Genomic DNA, 22,678 nt, shown 5'->3' on the forward strand with positions numbered 1-22,678 from the left:
TTTCTCTTCTAAACAAACAATAAATTCCATATACATATAGGGAACGTTGGGGTAGGAGGGGTTTTTTTGCTACAAATTCATTTTGAAACCGAGCAGCAAGCGCTGCGAATTAAGCAAATTATTTTACAGCAAAACAATAGTGTAAAATTAATTTCAAATATACATTATGAACATAGTGATACAATTTCTCTTGCGATGGAGGAGCAAGAATTAACAGCTATGCTACATATGATGCGTAGAGCTTTTGTAACATATATTCAAAAAGATGTATTATCACAATGGCTACAACAAATCGTGCAAGAGAAATTTTTCTTTACTGATCAGGAAGAGAGTATTCAAATAGTTGAATTAGCCGTTTCGATTATGCAAGAAGATAAAGAGAAGTGTCGTACATTTTGGGATCATATTGATCAAAAAATGTATCATGGATTATTATCGATTTTTGAGAGGAAGGTTTCTTTTTCCTTTCCATCGTTTTTATTTTTTCGATTAAGAGGGATGTTGGATTATTTAATTACGTATGTTGAAACAGCGATTGATGAATACAAAATGGAGCAAGACTATCAGAGTTTTGTTCATACTCTTCGTAGTTATATGTTATCTGTACCTCCGAAAATTGAAAAACTTCATTTACTCCATCATCATTATTTTCAGTTCTATAATGATTGCTTCAAAAAAATTGAAAGAGAAGAACTTACTGGATTCATTGATCGAAGGTTGTTCTCTGATTATCCAATGTATATCGATTCAAATGTTCTTGCACCACTTATTTCTATAGCTCCAAAACACTTATATATTTATAGTGATGAAGAAGATATTCCTTTAGTCTTAACAATTACACGCATATTCGAAGAAAGAGTAAGTATTCTTTCACGTGAAATGTTTGATAATAATCAAATACATTTATAATTATGTTTGCTTTATATTCATAAAAAAAGAGTGTGAAAAGAAATAGCATGTTCTTGCTTTTAATGCCGTAACAATTTATAATATCTTACATACAAAAGCATTATTCGAAAAAAGTAATGATGAGGACACGAACAATTTGTAACGATTCGTAGAGAGGGAGGCCATCAGGCTGCAAGCTTCCTATTCTGAGCTCTTTGTTTACCACCTCTAAACTTCAGCTGTGAAAATTATTTCATGAGTAATAGCTGACGGGAAACTACCGTTATTAGTTTTTAAGGTGTCATCTATTCAAAACCATTTGATTAAGATGAAACCAGGGTGGAACCGCGGGTTATATAGTTTATACTAGCTCGTCCCTGTATTTATTACAGGGGCGGGCTTTTTTATTGTCTTCATGGATAGCTGGATAAATAGATAATCTAGCCTCATTTGAATAAAACATAATTATGTAGGAGGAAATAATAATGTCTGAAATGCTAAAAATTACTTTCCCTGATGGCTCTGTGAAGGAGTTCGCACAAAACACTACAACAGAAGATATCGCAGCGTCTATCAGCCCAGGACTACGCAAAAAAGCAATTGCGGGTAAAGTAAACGGCGAATTATATGATTTGAAAAGACCAATTGAACAAGATGCATCAATCGAAATTATTACACCAGAATCTCAAGATGCTTTAGAAATTTTACGTCATAGTACTGCTCACTTAATGGCTCAAGCTATTAAACGTATCTATGGTCAAGAAAACGTAAAACTAGGTGTTGGTCCAGTTATTGAAGGTGGTTTCTACTACGATATCGACGTTGATCAACCAATCTCTACAGAGGATCTTCCTGTTATTGAAAAAGAAATGAAGAAAATCATCAATGAAAATATTGAAGTTGTTCGAAAAGAAGTATCACGCGATGAGGCGCTTGATTTCTTTAAAGCGGATGAGTATAAAGTAGAGCTTATCGGTGCTATTCCAGCAGAGGAAAGTGTAACAATTTATGAGCAAGGTGATTTCGCTGATCTTTGCCGTGGGGTACACGTACCGTCAACAGGTAAAATTAAAGAATTTAAACTATTAAGCGTTGCAGGTGCTTATTGGCGTGGTAATAGTGATAATAAAATGCTACAACGTATTTACGGAACTGCTTTCTTCAAGAAAGAAGAATTAGCAGAGCACTTACGCTTATTAGAAGAAGCGAAAGAGCGTGATCACCGTAAAATCGGGAAAGAGTTAAACCTTTTCACAAACTCACAAAAAGTAGGACAAGGTCTACCTATGTGGTTACCAAAAGGTGCGACTATTCGCCGTATTATTGAGCGTTATATCGTGGATAAAGAAGTACGTCTTGGCTACGATCACGTATACACACCAGTAATGGGAAGTGTTGATTTATATAAAACATCAGGTCACTGGGATCACTATCAAGACGATATGTTCCCTGTAATGGATATGGACAATGAACAGTTAGTTTTACGTCCAATGAACTGCCCGCACCATATGATGATTTACAAAAATGATATTCATAGCTATCGTGAATTACCAATTCGTATTGCGGAACTTGGAACAATGCACCGTTATGAAATGAGTGGAGCTCTTTCTGGACTTCAACGTGTTCGTGGAATGACTTTAAATGACGCTCATATCTTTGTTCGACCAGACCAAATTAAAGAAGAATTTAAGCGAGTTGTTCACTTAGTTCTAGATGTGTATAAAGATTTTAACTTAAATGATTATACTTTCCGTCTGTCTTATCGTGATCCTGAGAACACAGAGAAGTATTATAATGATGATCAAATGTGGGAAAAAGCACAAGCAATGTTAAAAGAAACAATGGATGAGCTTGGATTGCCATATTTCGAAGCGGATGGTGAAGCAGCATTCTACGGTCCTAAAGTAGATATTCAAGTAAAAACAGCTTTAGGAAAAGAAGAAACACTTTCTACTGTTCAACTTGACTTCTTATTACCAGAACGCTTTGACTTAACTTACGTTGGGGAAGATGGTAAACAACATCGTCCAGTTGTTATTCACCGTGGTGTTGTATCAACAATGGAACGTTTCGTTGCTTTCTTAATTGAAGAGTACAAGGGTGCATTCCCTACATGGCTTGCTCCAGTACAAGTACAAGTAATTCCTGTATCACCTGATGTTCATCTTGACTATGCTAAGAAAGTTCAAGAAGAATTACAAGCTGCTGGATTACGTGTAGATTTAGATCACCGTAATGAAAAAATCGGATATAAAATCCGTGAAGCGCAAATGCAAAAAATTCCATATATGCTTGTGCTAGGTGATAAAGAAGTTGAGGGAAATACTGTAAATGTTCGTAAATATGGTGAGCAAAAATCAGAAACTCTTTCTTTCGAAGACTTTAAAAACATGGTAGTAGCAGAGGTTACACGCTAATAACGCTAGTGTTATAAAAAAACTAGTTGCAAAAAAGCGGACTCTTTGTTAATATAAATTTTGTTGTTGAAAATGATTTTGGCATTTGACATGCCGGTCACCTTATGATATAGTCATAAAGGTAAAAATTGAATACTAATTTGAGGAAAGAAGAAGCACCCGCTTCTCACCTGAATAACGCTTTAAGCTGTTTACAGGTTTTGATTTTCTTATTTGACGTTTGTCTAATTAGTCGATCATAGTGTGGGTGTATCATGCATCCACACTTTTTTATTGCGGTTTTGTTAATCTTCACTGACCCAAATGATGTATTCGGAAATAAACCTTGGAGGTGGCTAACTATTAGTAAAGACATGATGGTAAACGAGGGCATCCGTGCCCGCGAAGTTCGTCTCATTGACCAAAACGGAGAGCAGTTGGGCATTAAGACAAAATTCGAAGCTCTGGATATTGCTGCTCGTGTAAATCTTGATGTAGTGCTAGTTGCTCCTAACGCAAAACCACCTGTAGCCCGTATTATGGACTACGGAAAATATCGTTTCGAGTTACAAAAGAAAGAAAAAGAGGCGCGAAAAAATCAAAAAATCATCAGCTTGAAAGAGGTTCGTTTGAGCCCAACAATTGATGAGCATGACTTTAATACAAAACTTCGCAATGCCCATAAGTTCCTGCAAAAGGGAGATAAAGTGAAAGCATCCATTCGCTTTAAAGGTCGTGCGATTACTCATAAAGAAATCGGACAGCGCGTATTGGACCGCTTCTCTGCGGAATGCACTGAACTTGCTACTGTAGAGCAAGCTCCTAAGATGGACGGACGCAGCATGTTCTTAATCTTAGCGCCGAAAAACGAAAAGTAATTTTATAGATTGTATTCGAGGAGGAAATCCAAATGCCTAAAATGAAAACTCACCGCGGATCTGCAAAACGTTTCAAAAAAACGGGTTCTGGTAAACTTAAGCGTTCAAAAGCTTACACTAGCCACTTATTCGCAAACAAATCAACAAAACAAAAACGTAAACTACGTAAAGCTGGTTTAGTAAGCAAAGGCGATTTCAAACGTATTCGCCACATGTTAGACAACATTAAGTAATCGTCGATCGATCGATTTAAATAGGAGGGAATTACATGCCACGTGTAAAAGGCGGTACTGTTACTCGCAAACGTCGTAAAAAAGTTCTTAAATTAGCAAAAGGTTATTATGGTTCAAAACATACATTATTCAAAGTTGCAAAACAACAAGTAATGAAATCATTAATGTATGCATTCCGCGATCGTCGCCAAAAGAAACGCGACTTCCGTAAATTATGGATTACTCGTATCAACGCAGCTGCTCGTATGAACGGTCTTTCTTATAGCCGTTTAATGCACGGTTTAAAGCTTGCTGAAATCGAAGTAAACCGTAAAATGTTATCAGAACTTGCTATCTCTGATGCTGCTGCATTCACTGAATTAGCAAACACTGCAAAAAAACATTTAGAAAAATAAGATGCCCTTTCGTTGTTAAAACGAAGAGCTGATTAAAAAGCCATTCTCTATAGAGAGTGGCTTTTTTGTATATTGTTTAATTTATGTTTAGTTTTTTAAAAAACGTATAGAGTGAGTAGGTTATTATATTTATGGTAAATCATAGGTCAGATTGTCATTTTTACAATATAAGGAGGGAGACGAAATGTTGTTTGTTTTGTATTATTTCGGGGTAATAAATATCATTGGTCTAACTATAATGGGAGTAGATAAAAAGAAAGCTAGAAAAGGACAATATCGCATTTCAGAAGCGACATTGTGGTCGGTTGCGTTTATAGGTGGTGCGATAGGGGCAACTGTCGGTATGTTCTATTTTCGGCATAAAACAAAGCATTTAAATTTTAAGGTTGGTTTACCGATTCTTGCTTTAATCGATTTAGTTATACTTTTACAATTGGTCTAGTTTCGTATATTCAACGAAATGGACTCTTTTCTAATTGTTAAACCTCTTACATTTCCACGTTGTGTGACATGCTAGTACTACTTTCATTTTCAAAAGCAAAATCTATTTTTAGTAATAAGTTTAAATAAGAAATATTCCATTAGAGGAGGCAGAAATGAATACAGCAAAATTGTTTACCATTCAAGAAGTTTTAGATCAACGTATTGAAAAGGCTTATAAATTACAAGATGAATGCTTAATGGATAAGAAAATAGTTGCCTTGTTAGCGGAGTTAGGTAGCATTGCAAATGCTACACGTTGTTATAAATATTGGGATGAGAAAGAAGAAGTTTCTAAAGGTAAAATCTTAGAACGATATGTGAATGGTATGTTTTACATACTTTCTATAGGTTGCGAGTTAGGGTTTCAAAATAGATTATATAGTGAATGTAGAATTCATATTGGTGAGCAGGATGTAGCGACACAAGTTTTACATGTATTTGAAGCAATAAGTATTCTTCGAGTAAGGAATACATTTGAAATATATAGAGTATTGTATTTTAACTATCTTCACTTAGCTGATCTTCTCGGCTTATCACAAGCAGAAGTGGAGGAAGCATATATTGCTAAAAGTGACGTACACTTAAAAAGACTACAAGAAGACATTGTTCACGTATAGTTTTCTTCTAGAAGTGATAAAGGAAAGGTATAATAAGAATAGTTGAACAATAAGGAGGAACAAGCATGACGCAATTAGATCCAACATTAACAATGCTGAAAGATTTAACGGATGCGAAAGCTATTCCGGGAAATGAAAAAGAAGCACGAGAAGTAATGACAAAATACATAGAGCCATATGCTGATGAAGTAACAACAGATGGTTTAGGAAGTTTAGTAGCGAAAAAAGTGGGCGAAGAAAACGGCCCGAAAATCATGGTAGCTGGTCATTTGGATGAAGTAGGCTTCATGGTTACACGCATCGACGATAAAGGCTTTGTATATTTCCAAACAGTTGGTGGCTGGTGGTCACAAGTAATGCTGGCACAGCGTGTAACAATCGTAACAAGTAAAGGTGAAATCACAGGTATTATGGGTTCAAAGCCACCTCATATTTTACCTCCAGAAGCGCGTAAAAAGCCTGTTGAGATTAAAGACATGTTCATCGATATCGGTGCTTCAACTCGTGAAGAAGCGACAGAATGGGGTATTCGACCAGGAGATATGGTTGTTCCACATTTTGAATTTACCGTGATGAACAATCCGAAAATGTTACTTGCAAAAGCATGGGATAATCGAATTGGTTGTGCTATTGCAATCGATGTGTTAAAGAACCTGAAAAATGAGAAACATCCAAACGTTGTTTACGGTGTTGGAACAGTACAAGAAGAAGTAGGTCTTCGTGGAGCGAAAACAGCAGCATTCAAAGTACAGCCTGATATTGCCTTTGCTGTGGATGTTGGCATTGCTGGAGACACACCTGGTGTAACGGAAAAAGAAGCGATGGGCAAGCTAGGAAAAGGCCCTGGAATTGTATTATATGATGCAAGTATGGTTTCACATAAAGGCTTACGCGATTTCATTACAAATGTTGCAGATGAATTAGAAATTCCATATCAATTCGATGCAATGGCTGGTGGAGGGACAGACTCTGGTTCAATTCATGTAACAGCTAATGGGGTTCCTGCATTATCTATTACAATTGCTACTCGTTATATCCATTCTCATGCAGCACTTCTACACCGTGATGATTATGAAAATACAGTGAAGCTCATTACTGAAGTGATTAAACGATTAGATCGTGAAGCGGTAAATAATATTACATTTGATTAATAGCAATCCCCCTTATCTATGGAATTGGATAAGGGGGATTTTTAATTCATTAATAAAATCTCATCATGTTGGAGCGGTTACATATCTTCCATGAATTGAGTATCCTTTTTTAATACTTTTGTTGTGAAGAGGAGGAATAAAATGCCGCATGTAATCCAGCTAATTCCTACAATTTTACCGATAACTGTCATACCGAATCCAATATAAGCACATACTAGCAGTCCTAAAAGTGGAAAGATTAAATTCGTAATGAAATGAATGCCGGAGCGTTCTTTTCTTCTTCCATAGAACTCGACGATGACAGAGAGATTTACACATATAAAGCCAAATAGAGCACCGAATACTATGAGTTGAAATAATACTGGTAACGGTATAAGAACAGCGCCAATGTAGCCTAGAACAGCAAGAATTAAAATACTATTAACAGGTGTTTTAAATTTAGGGTGTAAGTGTGAGAAGAAGGCTGGTAGCATTCTATCGCTCCCCATACTGAACAGTACTCTAGAAGCGGATGCTTGCCCTGCTAAGGCAGTTGAAATGCCAGAGATTGCAATAATTAATGTACAGATTGTTGCCAAGTTATGTCCACCGACCGCTACAGCAATTTCGAAGAAGGCGGTTTCTTGAGATTTGTAAGAATTAAAATCAGGTACAATAACGGCAGCAAAGTACACTTGTAAAATATAAAAAAATGCACTAATCAATAGGGAGAGTACAGCAGCTCGACCAACCATTTTTCCTGTTACTTTAGAGTCTTCAGACATAGTTGTTACAGCATCAAAACCTAAATAAGAAAGAACGGCAATAGATGAGCCTGTAAGTAAGGCGTTCATGGAGAATGTATCTGGGTTATAAATTGCCTTGAAGGAAAATAGGCTGCTTACACCGCCTGTTCCCAATAAACTTTTAATGGAGAATACAATGAATAAGACAAGGCTTAGTAGCATGATAACGGTCATTATAATATTTACTCGTGAAGACACGTGTGCCCCGAAATAGTTTGTGAGTGTTACTGTGACAACAAAGAAAAGGACAGTAAGCCATAATGGCATGCCAGGAAGAATCTCCATAAGAAACACAGCACTTATTTTATATAAAAGAATCGGTAGCAATAAATAGTCTAGTAAAATAGCCCATCCTGCAACAAAGCCGAGTTTTGGATGAATAGCTTGAGAGGTATAGCTATAGGTTGAGCCAGCCTTCGGGAATGCACCCGCCATTTTTCCGTAACAAACCGCTGTGAAAATCATGGCTATTAATCCAAATAAGTAAGATAAAACGGCATGCCCTTGCGATACTTGAGATAGTTCTCCTAAAAGAGTTTGTGCAGAGACCGGAGCCATAAATACCATTCCGAAGATTACTAAATCTCGTGTTTTTAATACTTTTTTAAGAGATTGCCCATTGCTTGACAGAGTAGTATGAGCATTTGTTGTAACATCGACGTCTTTCATTTTAAGTACCTCCTCCAATTAAAAATAGGAAATAAGAATACATGGCAAAGTAGTTGAGAGACAAATAGGTATCCTCGAATACAGGAGGATACCTATTTAGAGTTAGAATGTGAGTGTTAGTTAATCAAATTATTTATCCCGTTCAAACTCGCACTGAGATTAGAAGTAAAAGCAGGAGCGTTTAAATGGGACAGTAAGAACCCGATAGGTTCAACTAGTGCTCGGTGGAGGTTTTCCACCGAGCAAAATTTCACTTTATAAAGCCTGCTTTTCGAAAGCTTTAATAGAATCAGATAATGTTTCGATAATTTTTTCCACATCTTGTTTCGTGACGATTAGTGGTGGCGCGATAGCAACTGCGTTTAATCCACCAAATACAAGTGGGCGTAAAATAAGATTTCTCTTTGCACATTCATCTACAACGATTGGAGCAGCGTAAATAGATGGATCAAATGCAACATCATTTTCTGGATCTTTTAATAGTTCAATAGCTCCCATTAAGCCAATAGCTCTAGGCTTGGCTGTGATTTTATGGTTTTGCTCTAAGTATTTAAGACCTTTTAGTAATTCTTTGCCCATTTCAGCTGCATTGCCGACTAGATTTTCATTTTCAAGAATTTCAATATTTTTTAATGCAACAGCACAGGCTGTCGGATGACCACTATACGTAAAGCCGTGGAAGAAAACATTATCAGATAGCTCCGCTAGTTCATCACGAAGTTTCTCTGTCATCATAACAGCTCCCAATTGTACATATCCACTTGTAATACCTTTTGCAATCGACATTAAATCAGGAACAACATCCCAATTCTCTACGCCGAACATTTTACCAGTTCTTCCAAAACCACAAATTACTTCATCTGTAATCATTAAAATATTATTTTCAGTACATAATTCGCGAACTGCTTGTAAGTATCCTGCAGGTGGAATTTTAATTCCTCCAACACCTTGAACTGGCTCTAGGATAACAGCAGCAATATTTTCTGCTCCTTCTTTTTCAATGATGCCACGAATACTTCTTTCATAGCCTGGTGCTGTTTTATCACCACGTTCACATTCTGTTTGATGAGGTAGAGCATGAAGGAAATCAGGTGCAATAGCTGTAATCATTGCTTTAAATTCAGGAACGCCTGTTGCACTTGTTGCTCCCATTGTTACTCCGTGATAACTTAAATCTAAAGTAATGATTTTCTTCTTCTCTGGTTGACCTTTCAATTTCCAATAATGGCGAACAATTTTGATGGCGCTTTCATTTGACTCTGAACCGCCGGAAGTAAAGAAGCTAACATTTAAATCTCCAGGAGCGATGCTTGCTAATTTTTCTGAGAGGCGGATTACTGTTTCATGGGAGTGATTAAAGAAAGAAGAGCTATAGGATAGTTTTAAAATTTGTTCACTTGCAGCCTCGGCAATCTCTTTACGACCATATCCGATATTAACATTCCATAATGAAGAAACACCGTCAATATATTGATTTCCATTTACATCAGTTACATGAATACCTTGAGCTTCAGAAAAGATAAAAGCAGGTCCGTTTGTTTGTTGTTCTTTTAATGGTGTTGTTGGATGAAGATAATACTTCTTATCCATTTCTTTTAAAGTTTCAGCACTAATCTTGCTAATAGTAGAATTATTAGTCATTCTTATTCCTCCTAGAATTTAATTTGAAATTATAAAGGGTAATGCCTTTCTCGTTAATAATTTTGAAATTGTGATAAATCATCCTTCGTTATTTTGTAAGTTTGAATTATCAGAAAATTTATTATAAACTCAATGTTAAAGTGAGAAACTTACTGATTTCTTACAAATGATAGGAATTATTCTTACAAATAGATAAAATATAATTAGAAATATGTTTTTTAGGGGATTGAGGGGGATACGATGAAATTAGATGAAATCAAGTTGAAAGTGCCTAATTACTCTCCTTATATAATTAGAAATCGTTTGTTTCAAGCTATCGAGTATCATCCGCAATTATCACTTATATCAGTGGTCGGGGATGGAGGATATGGAAAAACAACATTAGTTTCCAGTTATATTCAAGAGAATAATATACCTACAGTATGGTATCAATTAAATTCTTCGGACCAATATGTACAAATTTTCACTAGCCATCTTAAAGCAGGGCTTTATAAGGAAATATATCAAAATATTTCTGGAGATGTAATAGAGCCGAATAGTATAGAAGAAGAAATAGAGATTATTATTCAATTGTTATCTAAAAGAGAGCAGCCTTTATTCATCGTTTTAGATGATTATCAGTGGGTCGATCAAAGCCCAGAAATAGAAACAATTATTCATAAGATACTCGCACATTGTTCATCAGCAGTTACTTTTATTATCATCAGTCGAGTTCAGCCTCATTTATCTACAACAAAACTCAAATTAGAAAAACGCTACAAAGAATTAACTACCTCTGACTTAGCATTCACATTAGAAGAAACAAAAGAATTTTTTAATACAATGAATGGTTTATTACTTGAACATCAAGAATTATTATTAATTTTTAAAAGAACGGAAGGATGGATTGCTAGTTACCAGCTTTTGTTAGAAATCATTAATAAAATGAATGTAGTGGAACGCTCTTTCTTCTGGTCGGAGTTTCCTAAAGTTCAAGACATTTATGACTATCTTTCAACCGAAGTATTAGAAGCGCAAGGAGAAGAAATAAAGGACTTCTTATATAGAACTAGCTTGCTTTCCGAATTAGATGAACAAGTGATTGATCAGTTTTTAAATATTAATCACTCTAAATCGATTTTGAAACAATTATTAAAACAACATTTATTCATTTATCGAGATGAGCAAGGTTATATTCGTTATCATAATCTATTTCGCCAGTTTCTTTATCAGAAATATAAAGAGCTAGTACATAATGATGTTATTGTGAATGAACATCTAAAACTAGCAGTTATTTATGAAGAACGGTATCAATTCGTGTATGCCTTTGCTCATTCGACGATTGGGAATGATTATGTCCGGGCTACAAAATTAATGGGGCTGATTAGCAATCGTTATAATCCAGTGGAATCAATTGTTTTATTAGATGGTTGGTTAGAGGAGATTTGTCTTGGCGAGTCTTTAGCGAACAATACATTATTTTTAATAAGATGTATTCCATTAACGATTCTTAAAGAATTAACAGTTCATTTTGAAGAAAATATTGCGATGTTAAAAAAAGAGAATAATGAATTATGGTTATGTAACCTACAACATCGATTGGCCACTATTTATTTAATGCGAGGAGATGTATTAAAAGCAAAGCATCTTTTTTTAGAATCATTAAAAGGGTCTGAGCGTTTTCATAATCAACCTATGAGTGCATTAAATTTGAATTTAATTGGCGAGATTTATCGATACTTTGGTGAATATGAGAAAGCGTTGCAATATGTACGAAAAGCATTATTTATTTCGGATCGAATCGGTAATAAACATACACAGCTTCACGCCCTTGATACAATAGCCACGATTTATTTGGATCAGAACAAAATAGATGAAACGGTTCCTCACATTGAACAAGCATTGGATATGGCGTTGCAATATGATTTATCTTCGTTGATTTTTGTGTATCCAACACTAAGTAGAACATATCGAAAAAAAGGTGAGTTAGAACAGTCGATTGAATGGGGAAAGAAAGCAACTTTTATATCAGAAAATAATCGAATTGATTTTGATATAGGATGGTCAAATTTAGAATTGGGGAAAAGCTATTGCAGTAATAATCAATGGAAAGAAGCAGAGGAATGTTTGTCGAAAGCTTATCGTGCTTTTTCTTTGCATACGTATTATAAATGTTGGGTAATTAGTGCTCAAATCATTTTGTTTATTAGAAATGGCAATTCAAAATTGGAGAAGCTTAAACGTATGGAGCTAATGCAGCTTTGTGAAGAGCATGATTATCATTGGATTATGGAACCTTCACATTCTTCAAAAGTAGTCGTAAAAGAAGAAATGAAGAGAGAACTTATGATTCAAACACTTGGAACTTTGAAAATATTATATCAAAATACACCTGTTGTGATAAAAAGAAATGCGAGTCTACGATTATTTCAGTATTTCATAACGTATAGAAATAAGAAAATTGATAAAGATCTTTTATTAGAAGAAGTATTTCCTGATGGAGATTTGCGCTCTCTACAAAATCAGTTTCATGTATCTTTATCTGTGCTCAGGAAATCATTAGAACCAAATTTAATTTCAGGAATACATTCTCGCTATGTGAAGCGTCTAGATAATCATTATCAGTTTAATACAGCAGAAGTGAGTCTTGATGTGGATCGCTTTCAAGTGTTAACTACGTTGGTAGGTGATGAATTTTCGCCTGGAAATATACAGCGATTATTGGAAGCGGAACAAGTATATCAAGGTGATTTCTTTGAAGAGTACCCATATGAAATATTTTTGGAACCAGAACGCAATCAGCTTCAATCCACTTATATGAAGGCAATGACGATATTGGCACGTTATTATTATCAGCAATGCGATTATAGTAAATGTTTTGAGTACTTTGAGAAGATATTGAGGAAAGATCCGTATCATGAAACCGGATATTTTGAATACATCGAATTGTTATTGAAGCAAAACTTAGTCTCACAAGCAAATAAAATAGCGAAGAAAATGATTCAATTAGTAGAGAAAGAGTTAGGTGTTCACGTAAGAGACACGCTTTTACAAATATTTTTGCAATGTAAATCATCACCAACGTTTTAGAATTAGGCTGTCTGATAAGTCAAGACCGTATTATTAGTTATTATGTGCGGAAAAGGAATTCTTTGTTGTTTTAAGGAGTTTGCGAGTTTTATCTTGACCAAAAGCACCAAAATTTATCTTGTGTAGTCTACTAAGCAAAAATTAGATTTAATTGATAACGATTTCGAATGGTGAAAAAAGTGTAAAAGGCTGTACAAAAAATGATGAAAAATCATTTTTCGTACAGCTAAAATTCATATTATTTCTTTAAGCCGCTTTCTAATGCATATAACATTTCTTTCTTTTCTTCAGGGGTAGAGTTTTGCCATATGACTTCAAAGAGAACGCCGAGCCCTGGAAGCATTTTTTCTTCACCGCTTTGAATGGCATCTACAATCGTATCTTGTAATTGATCTTGACTATTACCAGCTACGTTTTGAATAACAGCATGTCGCAAGTTTAAATTCATCTTTTTTCCTCCTTACACAGTTCTCCTGCTTATTTTTTCACAAGTGTTGATTTATTATGTATAATGTTTAGGCTATAATAGGAAAATCGGACAGAAGAAAAGGAGTGAATGAAAACGTGAAGTTCATTCAATCTGTACAAAATGAAAAAGTGAAAGAATGGAAAAAACTAACTGCGAAAAAAGGACGAGATAAAGCTGGTCAATTTATCGTAGAAGGATTTCATTTAGTAGAAGAAGCATTGAAAAAAGATTATGTGAGTGTACTTATTGTAGACGAACATATTGAAATCCCACATGGATGGAATGTAGATAATCAGGAAATATATCATGTATCTTCGGCGGTTGCAAAAGCATTGGCTGAAACAGAAACAACGCAAGGTATTTTTGCGATTTGTGATCAAAAGCAGTTAGATGCGTCATCGTATTCACGCGTCTTATTATTAGATGGTGTACAGGACCCAGGTAATATTGGAACGATTATTCGTACAGCTGATGCAGCTGGTGTTGAGCTCATTGTTTGTGGAAATGGATGCGTAGATGTGTATAATGGAAAATCCTTGCGTTCTACACAAGGATCTATCTTTCATATACCAGTGATAAAGGGGGATTTACAAGAGTGGATTCCAAAGCTACAAGCGCAAGGCATTACTGTATATGGAACATCATTGCAAGATGCGAGGGATTATCGAGAAGTAGAGTTGTCTGAGAGGTATGCATTAGTAATGGGCAACGAAGGAAATGGTGTGAGTGCTGTAGTATTGCAGCAATGTAATCAAAACTTATATATTCCGATTTTAGGTGAAGCTGAATCATTAAATGTTACAGTAGCAACGGGTATATTGTTATATCAATTTTGTAAATAGATGAGAACTTTATGAACCGTTCTTGCATACAGTAGGAAAAGTCTCTATAATATGAGAGTATAATTTAAAAATGAAAAGCAATGACAGAGAAAAGTAACTTTTTTTGAATGATTAAGGGAGAAAATGCCTTAGACTGCAAGCATTTTTATCAAGAGAAAGAGTGAAGTTCACCTCTCGAGCTGACATCGGGACCGCGTATTGCGTAAAGATGCTCCGGTTTAGAAGACCGTTATTCCAATGAAGTATTGTACAGAATAGCTGTACATAAACAAGGGTGGTACCACGACGATAACCTCGTCCCTTTTATTAGGGATGAGGTTTTTTTGTACTTTAATAAAGATTAACTTCTTTAAAGTATAAGAAAAGACATCGACTTTCGCCATTACGGACGACAAGTCGTGTTTTTCTAATATCGTTCCAAGTGATGATTACCGATTATGAATCGGATAAAGGAGGAAATAAAGTTATGCAAGAAACGTTAAAGCAACTACAAGCAGAAGCGCTTCAAAAAATTGAAGCTGCATCGGATTTGAAAGAGTTAAACGATGTGCGTGTAGCGTACCTTGGAAAGAAAGGTCCAATTACTGAAGTACTTAGAGGTATGGGTAAATTATCAGCTGAAGAGCGTCCAAAAATGGGAGCTTTAGTCAATGTGATCCGTGAAGAGATTGCGAAGAGTATTGAAAGCAAACAAGCTGTATTGGAAGAAGAGGCGATTAACGCAAAATTAGCATCAGAAACAATTGATGTGACACTTCCTGGTTATACAGTGAAAGCTGGAGCGGCTCACCCACTAACAAGAATTGTAGAAGAAGCAGAAGATTTATTCATGGGTATGGGTTATACAGTAGAGGAAGGTCCAGAAGTAGAGCAAGATTACTACAACTTTGAAGCGTTGAACTTACCACAAGGTCACCCTGCTCGCGATATGCAAGATAGTTTCTATATTACAGATGAAACGTTAATGCGTACGCATACTTCACCAGTTCAAGTACGTACAATGCTGAAGCACGCTGGTAAAGGACCAGTAAAAATCATTTGCCCTGGTAAAGTATATCGCCGTGATAATGATGATGCGACTCACTCTCATCAATTTATGCAAATTGAAGGTTTAGTTGTCGATAAGAACATCGCAATGAGCGACTTATCAGGAACATTAGAAGTTTTCGCGAAGAAAATGTTCGGTCAAGAGCGTGAAATCCGCTTACGTCCAAGCTTCTTCCCATTCACTGAGCCTTCTGTTGAAGTAGATATTTCATGTAAAATCTGTAGCGGTAAAGGCTGTAACGTTTGTAAGCAAACTGGTTGGATTGAAGTACTTGGAGCTGGTATGGTTCATCCAAACGTTTTAAGAATGTCAGGCTTCGATCCTGAAGTATATTCTGGGTTCGCATTCGGGATTGGTGTAGAACGTATTGCAATGTTGAAATATGGTATTGATGATATTAGACATTTCTACAGTAACGATATTCGTTTCTTAAAACAATTCGAGCGTAACGAAGAATAATAAGAGGAGGGTTATACAATGTTTGTTTCATATAAATGGCTACAACAATATGTAGATTTAAACGGTATTTCAGCAGCAGAATTAGCTGATAAAATTACAAAGAGCGGTATTGAAGTTGAAGGTGTCGAAAAGAAAAGTGAAGGCATCAAAGGCGTAGTCGTTGGACACGTTTTGGAAAAAGTGAAGCATCCAGAGGCTGACAAACTAAATGTATGTCAAGTAGATATCGGGGCAGAAGAGCCAGTACAAATCGTATGTGGTGCTCCAAACGTAGATGCTGGACAAAAGGTTGCTGTAGCGACTGTAGGTGCAGTATTACCGGGTAACTTCAAAATTAAGAAAGCAAAACTTCGTGGTCAAGCTTCACACGGAATGATTTGTTCATTACAAGAGCTTGGTTTTGAAACGAAATTAATTGCAAAAGAATACAGCACTGGTATTTTCGTATTCCCAAGTGATGTTGAAGTTGGGACAGATGCATTAGTTCAACTTAGCTTAGATGATGAAGTGTTAGAGCTTGGCTTAACACCAAACCGTGCAGATTGCTTAAGTATGTTAGGTGTAGCATATGAAGTTGGAGCGATTCTTGGTCAAGAAGTAAAATGGCCTGAAATCAACGTAACGGAAAGTGCTGAAAAAGCTTCTGATTACATCGCTGTTGAAGTGGAAGCGAACGAAGATAATCCACTATACACAGCTCGCGTGATTAAAGATGTAAAAGTTGGTCCATCACCACTTTGGTTACAAACAACGCTAATGGCAGCTGGTATTCGTCCACATAATAATGTAGTTGATATTACAAACTATATTTTATTAGAATACGGGCAACCACTTCATGCTTTCGATTATGACAAATTAGGTTCTAAGAAAATTGTTGTACGTAAAGCGAAAGCTGGAGAAAAAATGGTTACTCTTGATGATGCAGAGCGCACGCTTCAAGATCATCAATTAGTTATTACAAATGGTACTGAGCCAGTTGCACTTGCAGGTGTAATGGGGGGAGCTAATTCAGAAGTAAGTGATACAACTATTACTGTACTTCTTGAGTCAGCATACTTCACTGGTCCTTCTGTGCGTAGAACGTCTAAAGATCATGCGCTACGTAGTGAGGCAAGCGCTCGTTATGAAAAAGGTGTAGATCCAGCTCGTGTACGTGCAGCAGCTGATCGTGCAGTAGCTCTAATGGAGCAATATGCAGGTGGAACAGTATTAGCAGGTTCAGTAGAAGTAGATACTTTAGCTGTTGAGCCAGCAGTAGTTTCAATTACAATTGATAAAATCAATACACTATTAGGTACTTCTTTAACTATGTCTGAAGTAGAAGCTATCTTCGCAGCATTGAAATTCGAGAGTGCGATAGAAGGTAACACAATTACTGTAACAGTACCTACTCGTCGTGGAGATATTACAATTCCAGAAGACTTAGTAGAAGAAGTAGCACGTCTTTATGGCTATGATAATATTCCAAAAACTCTTCCTTATACAACTGGAACAGTAGGACAATTAACGCCTTACCAAGCGAAACGTCGTCTTGTTCGTCGTTATTTAGAAGGTGCTGGTCTTTATCAAGCAGTAACGTACGGCTTAACTTCTGAAGCGAAGGCAACAACTTTCGCAATCGAAAAAGCGGATACAGTGAAGCTTGCAATGCCAATGAGTGAGGAGCGCAGCGTACTTCGTCAAAGCTTAGTACCTCATTTATTAGAAGTGTTACAATACAATGTAGCTCGTCAAAACGATACAATCGCGTTATATGAAACAGGTACAGTATACTTAAACAACAATGCTGGTGAATTACCTACAGAAAGAGAGCATGTAGCTGGAGCAATTACTGGCTTATGGCATTCTCAATTATGGCAAGGTGAGAAGAAACAACTTGATTTCTTCGTAGCTAAAGGTATTCTAGAAGGAATGTTTGAAAAGCTTGGTTTAACTGACCAAATTACATTCCAAGCAGCTGTTGTTGAAGGAATGCACCCAGGAAGAACAGCTAGTGTAACACTTAATGGAGAATATATCGGTTATGTTGGTCAAGTACATCCAACTGTTGAACAAAACCATGATATTAAAGCAACGTATGTGTTCGAACTTTCATTAAAAGCGTTACTAGAAGCGGCTGTAGCACCGATTGCTTATACAAGCATTCCACGTTTCCCATCTATCACTCGTGATATCGCACTTGTTGTTGATAAAGCAACTGTAGCTGGTGAAATTCAAGCAATCATTACAGAAGCCGGTGGCAAGTTATTGAAAGAGGTTTCTGTATTCGACTTATACGAAGGTGAGCGCATGGAAGAAGGAAAGAAATCAATCGCGTTCTCATTAAAATACTTCGATCCTACTAAAACATTAACAGACGAAGATATTACAAAAGCACATAATAAAGTTTTAGATGCAGTTAAAGAAAAAGCTGGCGCGGAATTGCGTGGATAATAGAGTATCAAAAAGACTTCGGGTGTTAATCCGAAGTCTTTTTGATACCTAATATATGACCGTTTTAGAAATTTGATATTGTTACATCATCAATTTAAAGATATAAGGGCTAAAATCTCAAATCAGGAAGGTATTTCCTTGTTATCGTTGTTAGTGGGAGGATTCAAGAAATAAGAATTTGCTAATTTGTTATTGAAAACTTTTTCCCATTTTGCAACTGCAACGCAAGAAAAGACGTGACCAATTACATTAATAGCAGTTCGTGCCATATCAATTATTCTATCGATTCCGATAATGAGAGCAACACCTTCTGGGGGAAGTCCAACTGCAGTACCTGTAGCTAAAAGGATTACCATTGAAGAAGAAGGAACAGCAGCAACACCTTTACTTGTTACTATGAATAATAAAAGCATTGTTATTTGTTGAGTCCAACTCATTTCGATACCGAAGGCTTGGGCAATAAAAAGTGCTGCAATCGTTAAATATAATGTTGTACCGTCAGAGTTTAATGGCATTCCAGATGGAATAACAAATGAAGTGATATATTTGGGAACGCCAAATTTCTCCAGTCTTTTCATTAGTTCAGGTACTACAGTTTCAGTGCTACCTGTTGCGGCGCCTAGCAGCATTAGATCCCAAATCATTTTATAAACGTCGACAATTTTTATTTTTAAGAAGAAAGCAATAATAGGGAAAAGAACAAATAGTACAATGGCTAGTCCAACATAGGCTGCGATTATTAATTTTAATAGCGGAATTAATAGAGTAATTCCGTATTTCCCAATTGTTGCTGCCATTAAAGCAAATACACCGATTGGAGCGGTTGCCATTACCATACTAACTAATTTGAAGGAAGCTTTTGATGCTACTTCTAAAACGTCTATAACAGGCTTAGCTTCTTTATGAATACTTACTAATGCAATACCAAACATGAAGCAAAAGAAAATTACAGCTAGAAGATCGCTTTTAGCAAGTGCATCAACTATATTGGTTGGAATAATATTTAGAAGTAAAGTGGTTTCATCCATAATAATGGATGTATTTTCAGAGATAGATGAAATATCTGCCTTGGGAAGATTACTTAAATCAATACCCTCCCCTGGTTTTAGTATATTACCGACAGCGAGTCCGATACAAAGGATTAGTGTAGTAATAATTTCAAACCAAATGATTGTTTTAACTCCTATTCTACCCATGCGTTTAATGTCCCCAACATTAGTAATACCTACAAGTAATGTTGTTACAATTACCGGGATTACAACCATTTTAATTAATCGAATAAAAGCATCACCTATTGGTTTAATTGCTATACCTGCCTCGGGTAAGAAATGTCCAAAAAGAGCCCCTAAAACTGTGGCGATTAATATATATAACGCAAATCTTTTTTTCATTCAACTCCTCCTTCTGTAATTATTTTCCTGAATATGCAATCATTATTACTTAAATTTTCTGAAAATGCAATAATTATTTCATTGTTTTCCTAATAAAAAGAAATATATATTTCTTTTTATTTAATTTATGAAATAATTATTGCAAATTAGTTATATTTGATTTATTCTGAATTACACATTTATTTAAAATATTTATAGGGTTATTTAAAATAAAATGGGGTGGGTAATTGTGTGCGCAATAAAAAGTAATAGTTCATTGAATCAATATATAGCGAGATCTCCAAAATCAAAAGAGTTTGTCAAATGTGCAAAAGAAATTATGCCTGGTGGGGTTACAGCAAATATCAAAGCTTTTGATCCATATCCGATTATTATGAAAAAGGCAAAAGGAGCATATTTGTATGACCTTGATGGGAATGAGTACATTGATTATCTTCTTTCGTATGGTGCGTTAATGCTAGGTCATGGACATTCAGAAATTATTCAGGCAATAAATTCTCAAATTGAAGAAGATGGAACGTTTTTGTTTGGTACACCACATCAGCTTGAAATTGATATGGCAAATAAGGTCTCGGAATTATATCCAAGTATGGAGAGTATTAGATATACTAACTCGGGGACAGAAGCTACCCTTCTATCTATTCGTATAGCTCATGCTTATACAGGAAAACAAAAGATTGCTAAGTTTGAAGGTCATTATCATGGCGGGTACGATCAGGTTCTTCTCAGTGTAAATCCAGCAATCGAGGCTGCTGGAAGTGAACATGAACCAAAAGCTGTGATTGAATCAAAAGGGGTTGATTCTTATTATAAAGAACATACCATTATTTTGCCTTTCAACAATCTAGAAGCAGCTTCTGAGATTTTAAGCAAGAGAAAGGATGAAATTGCGGCAGTCATTCTGGAGCCAATTCAAGGGGGATTTATCCCGGCTGAACAATCTTTCATGGATGGATTGCGAAAAATCACTAAAGATTTAGGGATTTTACTTATTTTTGATGAAGTGAAAACCGGGTTTCGTTTAGGGCTTGGAGGTGCACAATCTGTTTATGGAATAAATCCAGATCTTACAACTCTAGGTAAAGTCGTAGGTGGAGGATTTCCTGTTGGAATTGTTGGTGGGGAAAAAGATATTATGTCTATTCTGGCACCTATCAATTATTCCGATGTATTTGATTCTAGTCAGAGTAAAAAATCAAGAGCTGAGGAAGTATTATTCCATAGTGGAACATATAATGGGCATCCAACAATTCTCGCTGCTGGATTAGCAACAATAAAGCATTTGGAACGAGAAATTGATAATGTTTTTATTGTTACGAATCAACTAAAAAAAGGATTGAGTAATTTGTTTGATGCATATGGAATAAGTATGCAAGCAATAGGATTGGGTTCAATCTTTAATGTAATTATTACGGAACAAAGTAAAGTTACTAACTATCGTCAATTACAAAAATCAAATTTTGAATTACGTAAAGAATTGGACTTCCGTTTATTAAATGAAGGAATATATACTAAACCATTAAATCGCTATAGTATTTCTACTGTTCATGGAGAAGAAGAAGTAAATAAAACACTTGAAGCTTATGAAAAAGTATTAAAATCACTTGTTTAATTTTTAATTTAAAAAAAGTATTGTATATAATTATTTAATAGGTGAACATTTGCGGATATGCTAAAATAAGGATATTGATAGATTAATTGATATTTTAATTACATGCTTTCTTAAAGGATAGCTTTTTGTCATAGTATTTGAATGAAAACTAGAATATTAAGTAACGATGAAAGGTGCATATGGAAAATATATATAAACTTATTGCTGAAAAAATGGAAGATATGAGTAAGTCCCAGTTGAAAATAGCTAAATATATATTGGAAAATCCAAATAATATTCCTTTTTTTACAGTTGGAAAATTAGCAAGAATGACTGATGTAAGTGATGCTACTGTAGTGAGGTTTGCTACATTTCTGGGTTTCTCAGGATATCCTGAATTACAACAAAAAATGCAACAGTCGATACAGAAGCAATTAACTACAACTGAAAGATTAAAGATGTCCAATGAAGTGTATAAAGATGCTGATCAAGAAGTATACAATATCTTTCTAGATAATATTGAAAATATAAAAGCTACTATTGAATCTCTTGACCTATATTCATTTCGGCAAGCGGTGAAAATGTTGTGTAATGCAAAGAATGTTTATATAGTTGCTAATCGTAGTGCCTTGTCATTAGGTATATTTATGCAATATTATTTGCAATTTTTGGTTAGGAGAGCTGAATTAATTCATTCGACAGAATTTGCCTCTGAACAATTGTATACACTTGGAGAAGAAGATTTAGTTATAGGGATAAGTTTTTCTCGATATACAAAGAGTACAATTGATATTTTCTCTTATGCAAAGAAAAAAAAAGCAAATACAATTGCAATAACAGATAATCATTTATCTCCACTAATTCAATATGCGGATGTTGTATTAACTGCATCAAGCCATATGCCGACCTTTATTGATTCATTTGTTGCACCTCTAAGTCTTATTAACGCGCTCTTAGTAGCGGTTGGTAGAGAAAATCAAGGTAATATAAATGAAAAATTTAAAGGGCTAGAAGAAATGTGGGAGGAATTTGATGTGTTTTATAAGTGATAGTTTTCTGATTAGTTGCAATCCATCTTTTTTCAAAATTAAGCGAGATAGTATCTAAAATGGGTGTTTTATTGAAAATGTAAAAAAAAGAGTTTTGTTTAAGAAAACAAAACTCTTTTTTTGTGTGCATTGACGGGATTCTATCATGAAGTCACTGGTTAATTTCTAGAAACCACTGAATTATTTGTTCT

Annotated in this window: 18 protein-coding genes and 2 other annotated features; of the genes, 14 read left to right on the forward strand and 4 right to left on the reverse strand. The window is 35.4% G+C overall.

Annotated features, from left to right (window positions below; translation table 11 throughout):
• Positions 1–66 precede the first annotated feature (66 nt).
• The 8 genes from ytxC to TX86_RS00950 all read left to right on the forward strand — a co-directional run bounded on the left by ytxC (position 67) and on the right by TX86_RS00950 (position 7,041).
• Positions 67–909, forward strand: a complete 843-nt coding sequence (gene ytxC, locus TX86_RS00915) for a sporulation protein YtxC (protein ID WP_052343494.1) — start codon at positions 67–69, stop codon at positions 907–909.
• 464 nt (positions 910–1,373) lie between these two features.
• Positions 1,374–3,305, forward strand: coding sequence for a threonine--tRNA ligase (thrS, locus tag TX86_RS00920; protein ID WP_042345412.1), 1,932 nt, complete (start codon positions 1,374–1,376; stop codon positions 3,303–3,305).
• A 141-nt stretch (positions 3,306–3,446) separates the two neighbouring features.
• Positions 3,447–3,583: a sequence feature (ribosomal protein L20 leader region), on the forward strand.
• Positions 3,584–3,658: 75 nt separating this feature from the next.
• Entirely contained in the window at positions 3,659–4,162 is a 504-nt protein-coding gene (infC, locus tag TX86_RS00925; protein ID WP_042350004.1) for a translation initiation factor IF-3, read from the forward strand.
• A 32-nt stretch (positions 4,163–4,194) separates the two neighbouring features.
• The gene (gene rpmI / locus TX86_RS00930; protein WP_042345414.1) at positions 4,195–4,395 is read left to right on the forward strand and encodes a 50S ribosomal protein L35; all 201 of its coding nucleotides are present in this window, start codon (positions 4,195–4,197) and stop codon (positions 4,393–4,395) included.
• Between the two features lie 35 nt (positions 4,396–4,430).
• Positions 4,431–4,790, forward strand: a complete 360-nt coding sequence (gene rplT / locus TX86_RS00935) for a 50S ribosomal protein L20 (protein ID WP_042345416.1) — start codon at positions 4,431–4,433, stop codon at positions 4,788–4,790.
• A gap of 184 nt (positions 4,791–4,974) precedes the next feature.
• Positions 4,975–5,232: a DUF1294 domain-containing protein gene (locus TX86_RS00940; RefSeq protein WP_042345418.1), complete on the forward strand. Its 258-nt coding sequence runs from the start codon at positions 4,975–4,977 to the stop codon at positions 5,230–5,232.
• A 154-nt stretch (positions 5,233–5,386) separates the two neighbouring features.
• A complete protein-coding gene (locus tag TX86_RS00945; RefSeq protein WP_042345420.1) occupies positions 5,387–5,890 on the forward strand; it encodes a dUTP diphosphatase in 504 nt (167 codons plus the stop codon).
• A 65-nt stretch (positions 5,891–5,955) separates the two neighbouring features.
• Positions 5,956–7,041, forward strand: coding sequence for a M42 family metallopeptidase (locus TX86_RS00950; protein ID WP_042345422.1), 1,086 nt, complete (start codon positions 5,956–5,958; stop codon positions 7,039–7,041).
• 77 nt (positions 7,042–7,118) lie between these two features.
• Here the strand turns inward: TX86_RS00950 and TX86_RS00955 are convergent, their stop codons facing one another.
• Both TX86_RS00955 and TX86_RS00960 read right to left on the reverse strand, forming a co-directional pair.
• On the reverse strand, positions 7,119–8,495 hold the full coding sequence (locus TX86_RS00955; RefSeq protein WP_042345424.1) for an APC family permease: 1,377 nt from the start codon (positions 8,493–8,495) through the stop codon (positions 7,119–7,121).
• A gap of 255 nt (positions 8,496–8,750) precedes the next feature.
• Positions 8,751–10,136, reverse strand: a complete 1,386-nt coding sequence (locus tag TX86_RS00960; RefSeq protein WP_042345426.1) for an aminotransferase family protein — start codon at positions 10,134–10,136, stop codon at positions 8,751–8,753.
• A gap of 240 nt (positions 10,137–10,376) precedes the next feature.
• Between TX86_RS00960 and TX86_RS00965 the strand changes: the two genes are divergently transcribed.
• Entirely contained in the window at positions 10,377–13,205 is a 2,829-nt protein-coding gene (locus TX86_RS00965; protein WP_042345427.1) for a tetratricopeptide repeat protein, read from the forward strand.
• A gap of 238 nt (positions 13,206–13,443) precedes the next feature.
• Here TX86_RS00965 and sspI read toward each other — a convergent pair whose 3' ends face one another.
• Positions 13,444–13,653, reverse strand: a complete 210-nt coding sequence (sspI, locus tag TX86_RS00970) for a small acid-soluble spore protein SspI (RefSeq protein WP_042345428.1) — start codon at positions 13,651–13,653, stop codon at positions 13,444–13,446.
• A 116-nt stretch (positions 13,654–13,769) separates the two neighbouring features.
• Here sspI and TX86_RS00975 point away from each other — a divergent pair, with 116 nt between their 5' ends.
• The 3 genes from TX86_RS00975 to pheT all read left to right on the forward strand — a co-directional run bounded on the left by TX86_RS00975 (position 13,770) and on the right by pheT (position 18,456).
• Positions 13,770–14,516 carry a TrmH family RNA methyltransferase gene (locus TX86_RS00975; protein WP_081707518.1) on the forward strand — a complete coding sequence of 249 codons (747 nt, stop codon included), beginning with the start codon at positions 13,770–13,772 and terminating at the stop codon, positions 14,514–14,516.
• A gap of 71 nt (positions 14,517–14,587) precedes the next feature.
• Positions 14,588–14,821: a binding site (T-box leader), on the forward strand.
• Positions 14,822–14,982: 161 nt separating this feature from the next.
• Positions 14,983–16,023 carry a phenylalanine--tRNA ligase subunit alpha gene (pheS, locus tag TX86_RS00980; RefSeq protein WP_042345431.1) on the forward strand — a complete coding sequence of 347 codons (1,041 nt, stop codon included), beginning with the start codon at positions 14,983–14,985 and terminating at the stop codon, positions 16,021–16,023.
• A gap of 18 nt (positions 16,024–16,041) precedes the next feature.
• Entirely contained in the window at positions 16,042–18,456 is a 2,415-nt protein-coding gene (pheT, locus tag TX86_RS00985; protein ID WP_042345433.1) for a phenylalanine--tRNA ligase subunit beta, read from the forward strand.
• A gap of 122 nt (positions 18,457–18,578) precedes the next feature.
• Here pheT and TX86_RS00990 read toward each other — a convergent pair whose 3' ends face one another.
• A complete protein-coding gene (locus TX86_RS00990) occupies positions 18,579–19,847 on the reverse strand; it encodes a dicarboxylate/amino acid:cation symporter (protein WP_042345434.1) in 1,269 nt (422 codons plus the stop codon).
• A 229-nt stretch (positions 19,848–20,076) separates the two neighbouring features.
• On the opposite strand from TX86_RS00990, the gene TX86_RS00995 reads away from it, so the two are divergent.
• Positions 20,077–21,459, forward strand: coding sequence for an aspartate aminotransferase family protein (locus TX86_RS00995; protein ID WP_230203552.1), 1,383 nt, complete (start codon positions 20,077–20,079; stop codon positions 21,457–21,459).
• A 179-nt stretch (positions 21,460–21,638) separates the two neighbouring features.
• Positions 21,639–22,487: a MurR/RpiR family transcriptional regulator gene (locus TX86_RS01000; RefSeq protein ID WP_042345437.1), complete on the forward strand. Its 849-nt coding sequence runs from the start codon at positions 21,639–21,641 to the stop codon at positions 22,485–22,487.
• Positions 22,488–22,678: the final 191 nt, after the last annotated feature.

This window comes from Bacillus massiliigorillae, assembly GCF_000380245.2.
In the GTDB taxonomy this organism is placed as follows: domain Bacteria; phylum Bacillota; class Bacilli; order Bacillales; family DSM-1321; genus Bacillus_AD; species Bacillus_AD massiliigorillae.

What these genes read in the sequence shown, in the direction of transcription:
- TX86_RS00960 (WP_042345426.1), bottom strand. Translation starts at nt 10,136, where the DNA reads ATGACTAATAATTCTACTATTAGCAAGATTAGTGCTGAAACTTTAAAA.
- TX86_RS00940 (WP_042345418.1), top strand. Translation starts at nt 4,975, where the DNA reads ATGTTGTTTGTTTTGTATTATTTCGGGGTAATAAATATCATTGGTCTA.
- TX86_RS00950 (WP_042345422.1), top strand. Translation starts at nt 5,956, where the DNA reads ATGACGCAATTAGATCCAACATTAACAATGCTGAAAGATTTAACGGAT.
- TX86_RS00945 (WP_042345420.1), top strand. Translation starts at nt 5,387, where the DNA reads ATGAATACAGCAAAATTGTTTACCATTCAAGAAGTTTTAGATCAACGT.
- rplT (WP_042345416.1), top strand. Translation starts at nt 4,431, where the DNA reads ATGCCACGTGTAAAAGGCGGTACTGTTACTCGCAAACGTCGTAAAAAA.
- TX86_RS00965 (WP_042345427.1), top strand. Translation starts at nt 10,377, where the DNA reads ATGAAATTAGATGAAATCAAGTTGAAAGTGCCTAATTACTCTCCTTAT.
- rpmI (WP_042345414.1), top strand. Translation starts at nt 4,195, where the DNA reads ATGCCTAAAATGAAAACTCACCGCGGATCTGCAAAACGTTTCAAAAAA.
- thrS (WP_042345412.1), top strand. Translation starts at nt 1,374, where the DNA reads ATGTCTGAAATGCTAAAAATTACTTTCCCTGATGGCTCTGTGAAGGAG.
- TX86_RS00990 (WP_042345434.1), bottom strand. Translation starts at nt 19,847, where the DNA reads ATGAAAAAAAGATTTGCGTTATATATATTAATCGCCACAGTTTTAGGG.
- TX86_RS01000 (WP_042345437.1), top strand. Translation starts at nt 21,639, where the DNA reads ATGGAAAATATATATAAACTTATTGCTGAAAAAATGGAAGATATGAGT.
- pheS (WP_042345431.1), top strand. Translation starts at nt 14,983, where the DNA reads ATGCAAGAAACGTTAAAGCAACTACAAGCAGAAGCGCTTCAAAAAATT.
- pheT (WP_042345433.1), top strand. Translation starts at nt 16,042, where the DNA reads ATGTTTGTTTCATATAAATGGCTACAACAATATGTAGATTTAAACGGT.
- TX86_RS00955 (WP_042345424.1), bottom strand. Translation starts at nt 8,495, where the DNA reads ATGAAAGACGTCGATGTTACAACAAATGCTCATACTACTCTGTCAAGC.
- infC (WP_042350004.1), top strand. Translation starts at nt 3,659, where the DNA reads ATGATGGTAAACGAGGGCATCCGTGCCCGCGAAGTTCGTCTCATTGAC.
- sspI (WP_042345428.1), bottom strand. Translation starts at nt 13,653, where the DNA reads ATGAATTTAAACTTGCGACATGCTGTTATTCAAAACGTAGCTGGTAAT.